We start from the raw sequence: 6,531 nt of genomic DNA on the forward strand, positions 1-6,531 counted from the left end.
CCACAAAGGAGTTTCGGGACCCCGGAGGTCAGGTCCGGCCCGACGCGGCGGCCCGGCCTCCGGTGCTCACCCCCGCCCGGTCACCGCCGCCTGCTGTGTGCGCGACGCGGTGCCTTCGCCCGGTCCAGCGCGGCCACACCGACGGCCGCGAGCGCGATCTGGATCAGCCACTCGACCCAGTCGACGCCATCCGTGTCGGACACGCCGAGCCCGGCCGCGATCGCCGAACCGATCAGTGCGGCCACGATACCGACGGCTATCGTCCAGAGGACTCCGATGCGCTGTCGCCCCGGGATGACGAGCCGGCCCAGTATGCCGATGACGGCGCCGATGATGATGGCACCGATGATGCTCGAGATCGTCATTTCCGCCCCTCTTCGCCGGTATTGCCTACCTCCTGACTAGTGCCCGCTCCGGTCCGGGACAGTCCGTGCGACCCCCAAGTCGCCATGCGCCCTTCGAAGACGTGTGGGCCGAACGGAGAGCGGACCCGCCCCTGGAGGGGATCGGGCCCGCTTCCCACCTCGACGTGCGGGTGGTTGTCGTCGTCCTCTCTCCGCGCGTACCTACGGCCTGGGCGCGTTCCTGGCTGTCGCGCCCGCACTCAGCATCCCCAGGAACAGGGCCAGAGCGCCGATGATGATGTTGTTCAGCACCACACCCGCGTCAGGGCTGTCACCGACGATCCACGGCGAGACGATCATCCAGATGCCCATCGCGCACAGAGCGCCGCTGAGGCCGTACATGCGCTCGGGGGTGTTGGTGAACCCGAGCGCCAGCAGACCGATCGCGATGCCCATGATCAGGTTGTGGGTCACCAGCGGGGGCTGGCTCGTCGTGTAGTGGAGGATCCAGGGGGATGCCGCGCAGTACAGACCGACGAGGAACACCGGTCCGTCCACGAGCGCGACATCGCGACCGCCGAGCATGCGGGCGTACCGGGCTCGCATTTCGGATACATCAGGGTGGCTGTGGATGTCACCGCTGGTGTGCGAGACATTGGCCATGACTCGTCTCCTTCGACTGTGCAGGCCGGACCGCTTCTGCTGCGGTATGCGGTAAATGCCGCGTACCCACATTGTGCTCTTATTTTTCCCTTATGTGCAGCGAAAAAATGACGAATGATGCTCCGTGACCGACCCTGTACGGTGCGTGTCCCGCCGTTCGTTCGGGCCGAGAGGTCCGCGATACGAGACCGGTCGGCAATTCCTTGACGGCCGTCTTCGGCGACTGTCAGGATCCACCGCATGAAGATGCGACTGGACCTCACGCGGCGACGGCACGTCGACCTCGCGCGCGTCTCCAGTGCCTCCTGTCGCACCGCGGCCTGATCCTCGTCCTGATTCGCCGCGCCCTTTCGTAACCGCCTGAGAAACAGCCGGACTTCGCTCCGGACGGCGATGGGTGTGCCCTCTGGCGCGTTGTCCGCGCCTGCCTTCTCCACGACTTCGTCGCCTGCGGCCGGCGCGCGGTCGGCCGCTGGGTCCTCGACGGCGAACCGCCCGAACCGACCTGGCAACCCTGACCACTTCACCCGGGTCGCCTGCCGTGTCGCAGGCGACGCCGGTCCCCGGAAAGCCTCCAGAAAGAGGACTCATGGCCACCGTCCTGTCCGTCTCCGGCAGCCCCTCCGTCTCCTCCCGCACCGGAAAGCTCCTGCGGCACCTGGACGCCCGACTGGCCGCGCAGGGGCACGAGGTGATTCCGCTCGACGTCCGCACGATTCCCGCCGAGGCCCTGCTCGGCGCCGACTTCCGGCACCCGGCGATCGTCGAGGCCACCGAGTTGTTCGCACGCGCCGACGGTGTCGTCATCGGCACGCCCGTCTACAAGGCGTCCTACTCCGGTGTCCTCAAGGCACTCCTCGACCTGCTCCCGCAGTACGCCCTCACCGGCAAGACGGTGCTGCCGCTCGCCACCGGCGGCACCACGGCCCATGTGCTGGCCATCGACTACGCGCTGCGCCCCGTCCTCAACTCCATGGGCGCCGCCCACATCGTCCAGGGCTGGTTCACCCTCGACAAGGACATCACCGCCCACGAGGACGGCTCCATCGCGGTCGCCCCGGCCACCGCGGAGGCGCTCACCCAGGTCCTCGACCAGTTCTCGGCAGCGCTCGGACGCTCGCCGCTCCTCGCCGCGGCGAGCTGACCCCGACCGCCGCTCACCACCGCTCGAACGACCCTTCGCCCAGCGCGCGAACCTCGCGCCCGCTGTCACACAAGACGCCCGTTCCCGATCGGAGATCTTCGGTGTCCCTCACCTTCCACTGGTTCCTCCCCACCAACGGCGACAGCCGGCATGTCGTCGGCGGCGGCCACGGCACCCCGGCCACCGCCTTCGGACAGAACCGGCCGCCGACAGTCGCCTATCTGAGCCAGATCGCCCGCGCCGCCGAAGACCTCGGCTTCGTCGGAGCGCTCACCCCCACCGGCGCCTGGTGCGAGGACGCCTGGCTGACCACCGCCATGGTCAGCCAGCACACCGAGCGGCTGAAGTTCCTCGTCGCCTTCCGCCCCGGCTCCGTCTCCCCGACCCTCGCCGCGCAGATGGCGTCCACCTTTCAGCGCCAGACCGGCGGACGGCTCCTCCTCAACGTGGTCACCGGCGGCGAGAGCCACGAGCAGAAGGCCTACGGCGACTTCCTCGACAAGGACGCCCGGTACCGTCGTACAGGCGAATTCCTCGAAGTCGTACGGGAGTTGTGGGAGGGCAAGACGGTCAGCCTGACCGGCGAACACATCCGGGTCGAGGAGGCCGCGCTGGCCCGTGTCCCCGACCCGGTCCCCGAGGTGTACTTCGGCGGATCCTCACCCATCGCCGGTGAGGTGGCCGCCCGGCACGTCGACGTCTATCTCACCTGGGGCGAACCGCCGGCCCAGGTCGCCCAGAAGATCGCCTGGGTCAGGGGACTGGCCGCCCGGCAGGGGCGCACCCTGCGGTTCGGCATCCGGCTGCACGTCATCACCCGCGACACGTCCGAGGCGGCCTGGGCGGAGACGGACCGCATCCTCGCGGGCTTCGACCCGGGGACCGTACGTGACATCCAGGCCGGGCTCGCCCGCAGCGAGTCGGAGGGACAGCAGCGGATGCTCGCCCTGCACGGCGGCGGCAACCGGGACGGGCTGGAGGTCCACCCCAACCTCTGGGCCGGAATCGGCCTGGTGCGAGGCGGCGCGGGCACCGCCCTGGTCGGCAGCCACGACGAGGTCGCCGACCGTATCGCCGAGTACCACGCCCTGGGAATCGACGAGTTCGTCCTGTCGGGCTATCCGCATCTGGAGGAGGCGTACTGGTTCGGTGAGGGGGTGCTGCCGCGGCTTGCGGCGCGGGGGCTGTGGCGGCATCCGTTCGCGTCGGACGCCGCCCCGGCGGCACAGGTGCCGTTTGGTGGTCAGGCGGTCGGGTAGTTCTTTGGCCGCGGGTCCGGTGGGGCTTGTCGCCCACTTCCCCGCGCCCCTGAAGGGTGCGCTTCGCGCCCCTCAGGGGCTACTCGGAGGTTAGTCGGCCAGTGCGGCCAGGTGGGTGTCGCGTACGTCTGTCGTCTGGCCCTGGACCAGCAGGAACAGGCCCGCTCGGGCCAGGCGTTGGGCCGGGCTGTCGAGGTCCATGGACCGGCCGCCCCCGGCGACGACCGCCGCGGTCGTCGCCGTGCGCATCAGCTCGAACGCCCGGGTCTTGAGCGCCAGTCGGTCCGCGATGTGCTCCTGCGGCCTGCGATGGTCCGTGAGGGCGTACGCGCCCCGGCGTACGGCGTCCAGCCGGGTGCGCAGTGAGCGCGCGGTCGCCGTGGCGTCCGGATGGGCGGCGAGCAGATCGAGGGCCGCGTACGCCACCCCGAACACGGCCGGGTTCGTGTTGGTGGCCCGGGGCAGGTCGACGAGGGCGAACTTCTCGCGCGGCATACGCAGGACGACCGCCTCCTCCGGCAGGCGCAGACCCTTCAGCTCCAGGGACACCGTCCGGGCGGCCGTGAGCGCCGCCAGCCGCATGGGTGGCGAGGCGCGCAGCCCTGCCTGCTCGCGGGCGTCGGCGAAGGCGAACACCACCTCGTCCGTGTCCGACAGCCCCGCGAGCAGCATGACGTCGTTCAGCCCCCAGCCCGTGTACCAGGGGACCGTCCCGTCGAAGCGCCAGCCGCCGCGCTCGTACCCGACCCGCACAGGCACACGAGGGAAGGACCGCAGGTGCGCGTACGCGATGCCGGACAACAGGGCGCCCGTCGACAGCGGGCCCAACAGGCGCTCCCGTACCGGGAACTGAGACTCTGTCAGCATCTTCACCGGGGTGTGGTGCTGGGTCTGCACGAACCAGGTCGAACAGCAGGACCCGGCCAGGATCTCGGCGACCTCCCGGGCGACCGAGGCGGGCGCGCCCGCACCCCCGTACTCCTTCGGTGCGCTCACCCCGAGCAGCCCCGCCCGCTTGATGGCCGTGATGCTGCTCGCGGGGACGCCCTCCTGGTCGACCCGGCTCGCCTGCGGGGCCAGGACCTCGGCGGCGAGCCGGCGGGCGACGGTGACGAGTGGGTGCGCTGTGGCGGTCATGAGGAAGATTCTCCCGGTGTCGCGGTGCGTTGTGTCTCTACAGAGGTGCTCCCTTCGTGTAGGAGATGGGGCAGAGTGATGATGCCCAGGAGGACGCGATGAAGTACTACCTGCTCAGTGCCATGAAGCCGGTCGGCGAACCGTCCGCGCCCGAGGCCATGGTGGAGATCAACCACAGGCTGAGTGCCTTCCACGAGGAGTTGCGGGACGCCGGGGCCTGGGTCTTCGCGGGCGGACTGCACCGTCCGGACGCGGCGACGGTGGTGCGGCCCCTGGGTGACGAGGTCGAGGTGATCGACGGGCCCTACGCCGAGAACAAGGAGTTCCTCGGCGGGATCTGCCTTCTCATGGCGCCCGACCTCGACGCCGCCCTGGAGTGGGGGCGCAAGGCCGCACTGGCGACGACCCTGCCGGTCGAGGTCCGTCCGTTCCTGGGCGAGGTCGACGACTGACGAACCCGTGACGATACTTTAAGTGATCGGATGAACGCTTAAAGTTATCTTCGTGTATGTGGAATATAGTTTGTCGTGTGGCAGGTTGGCATGTACGTCGAGACATCGAGCCGGCCTTCCGCGCCCGAGACCATCGCATGATTCCACCGTGAGCGAGGCACCGTGAACCACCCCACGTCCCCCGAGCGACCCGCCGACATCGTGGCGCGGCTGCGCGCGACCTTCCGTACGGGCCGTACCAAGCCCGTCGAGTGGCGCAAGGACCAGCTCGGCCGCCTGCGCGAACTGCTCACGGAGCACGGCCAGGACGTGGCCGCCGCACTCCACGCGGACCTCGGAAAGAGCTCGAAGGAGGCCTACCGTACGGAGATCGACTTCACGATCCGGGAGATCGACCACACCCTCGACCACCTCGTCGGCTGGCTGCGCCCCGAGGCCGCGCCGGTCCCCGGGCGCCTCGGCGCCGACGCCACCGCCTGGACGCAGTACGACCCGCTGGGTGTCGTCCTGGTCATCGCCCCCTGGAACTATCCGGTCCAGCTCCTGCTTACCCCGGTCGTCGGCGCCCTGGCCGCCGGTAACGCGGTCGTGGTCAAGCCGAGCGAGCTGGCTCCCGCCACCTCCGACGTCGTGGCCCGGCTGCTGCCGCAGTACCTGGACACGGACGCGGTCGCCGTCGTCGAGGGCGGCGTCCCGGAGACCACGGCCCTGCTCGCCGAGCGCTTCGACCACATCTTCTACACCGGCAACGGCACCGTCGGCCGTATCGTGATGCGCGCCGCCGCCGAGCACCTCACCCCGGTCGCCCTCGAACTCGGCGGCAAATCCCCGGCGTTCGTGGACACCGGCATCGATATCGACGTCGTCGCCGACCGGCTGGTCAAGGGCAAGTTCCTCAACGCCGGCCAGACCTGCGTAGCCCCCGACTACGTCCTGACCGACCCGGAGACCGCCGCCGCGCTGGAGCCCGCGCTCGCCAAGGCCGTCGAGAACCTGTTCGGCGCGGACCCGGCCACCTCGACCGAGTACGGCCGGATCGTGAACGAGCGTCACTTCGACCGGCTCGGCGGTCTGCTCGACTCGGGCCGGGTCGTCACCGGCGGCGTCAAGGACCGTACGACGAAGTACATCGCGCCGACCGTCCTCGCCGACGTCGACCCCGCCTCGCCCGTGATGCGGGAGGAGATCTTCGGCCCGATCCTGCCGATCGTCACGGTGCCCGGGCTGGACGACGCGATCGGCTTCATCAACGACCGCGACAAGCCGCTCGCGCTGTACGTGTTCACCGAGTCCGGCACGACCCGGGAGCGGATCGCCGCCGAGACGTCCTCCGGCGCGGTCGGCTACGGTCTGCCGCTGGCCCATCTCACCGTCTCCGACCTGCCGTTCGGCGGGGTGGGGGAGAGCGGGATGGGCAACTACCACGGCCGCTACTCGATCGAGACGTTCAGCCACCGCAAGGCGGTACTGGCGAAGCCGCTGAGCTGAAGCCGCTGATGCGGGGCCCCGGCCCGGGTCGGGACGCTGATCGC

General features: G+C 69.9%; 8 protein-coding genes. 5 read left to right on the forward strand and 3 right to left on the reverse strand.

The window, feature by feature from the left end; genetic code table 11:
* Positions 1 to 80 precede the first annotated feature (80 nt).
* Complete coding sequence (locus STRTUCAR8_RS41760; protein ID WP_006382455.1) at positions 81 to 365, reverse strand: GlsB/YeaQ/YmgE family stress response membrane protein; 285 nt, start codon at positions 363 to 365, stop codon at positions 81 to 83.
* A 201-nt stretch (positions 366 to 566) separates the two neighbouring features.
* Positions 567 to 1,007, reverse strand: coding sequence for an SPW repeat protein (locus STRTUCAR8_RS41765; RefSeq protein ID WP_006382458.1), 441 nt, complete (start codon positions 1,005 to 1,007; stop codon positions 567 to 569).
* A 246-nt stretch (positions 1,008 to 1,253) separates the two neighbouring features.
* On the opposite strand from STRTUCAR8_RS41765, the gene STRTUCAR8_RS55920 reads away from it, so the two are divergent.
* From STRTUCAR8_RS55920 to STRTUCAR8_RS41775, 3 genes are all read left to right on the forward strand, one after another.
* Complete coding sequence (locus STRTUCAR8_RS55920; RefSeq protein WP_355726404.1) at positions 1,254 to 1,331, forward strand: putative leader peptide; 78 nt, start codon at positions 1,254 to 1,256, stop codon at positions 1,329 to 1,331.
* A gap of 265 nt (positions 1,332 to 1,596) precedes the next feature.
* The gene (gene ssuE, locus STRTUCAR8_RS41770; protein ID WP_006382454.1) at positions 1,597 to 2,151 is read left to right on the forward strand and encodes an NADPH-dependent FMN reductase; all 555 of its coding nucleotides are present in this window, start codon (positions 1,597 to 1,599) and stop codon (positions 2,149 to 2,151) included.
* A gap of 101 nt (positions 2,152 to 2,252) precedes the next feature.
* A complete protein-coding gene (locus STRTUCAR8_RS41775) occupies positions 2,253 to 3,410 on the forward strand; it encodes an LLM class flavin-dependent oxidoreductase (RefSeq protein ID WP_006382457.1) in 1,158 nt (385 codons plus the stop codon).
* A gap of 90 nt (positions 3,411 to 3,500) precedes the next feature.
* Here the strand turns inward: STRTUCAR8_RS41775 and STRTUCAR8_RS41780 are convergent, their stop codons facing one another.
* Positions 3,501 to 4,547 carry an acyl-CoA dehydrogenase family protein gene (locus STRTUCAR8_RS41780; RefSeq protein ID WP_006382459.1) on the reverse strand — a complete coding sequence of 349 codons (1,047 nt, stop codon included), beginning with the start codon at positions 4,545 to 4,547 and terminating at the stop codon, positions 3,501 to 3,503.
* A 98-nt stretch (positions 4,548 to 4,645) separates the two neighbouring features.
* Here STRTUCAR8_RS41780 and STRTUCAR8_RS41785 point away from each other — a divergent pair, with 98 nt between their 5' ends.
* Positions 4,646 to 4,999 (forward strand): YciI family protein, encoded by a 354-nt coding sequence (locus STRTUCAR8_RS41785; RefSeq protein ID WP_006382456.1) that lies wholly within the window; start codon positions 4,646 to 4,648, stop codon positions 4,997 to 4,999.
* Between the two features lie 162 nt (positions 5,000 to 5,161).
* A complete protein-coding gene (locus STRTUCAR8_RS41790) occupies positions 5,162 to 6,487 on the forward strand; it encodes an aldehyde dehydrogenase family protein (RefSeq protein WP_006382460.1) in 1,326 nt (441 codons plus the stop codon).
* The last annotated feature ends 44 nt before the right edge of the window (positions 6,488 to 6,531 follow it).

Source organism: Streptomyces turgidiscabies Car8, from assembly GCF_000331005.1.
GTDB classification, from domain to species: Bacteria; Actinomycetota; Actinomycetes; order Streptomycetales; family Streptomycetaceae; genus Streptomyces; species Streptomyces turgidiscabies.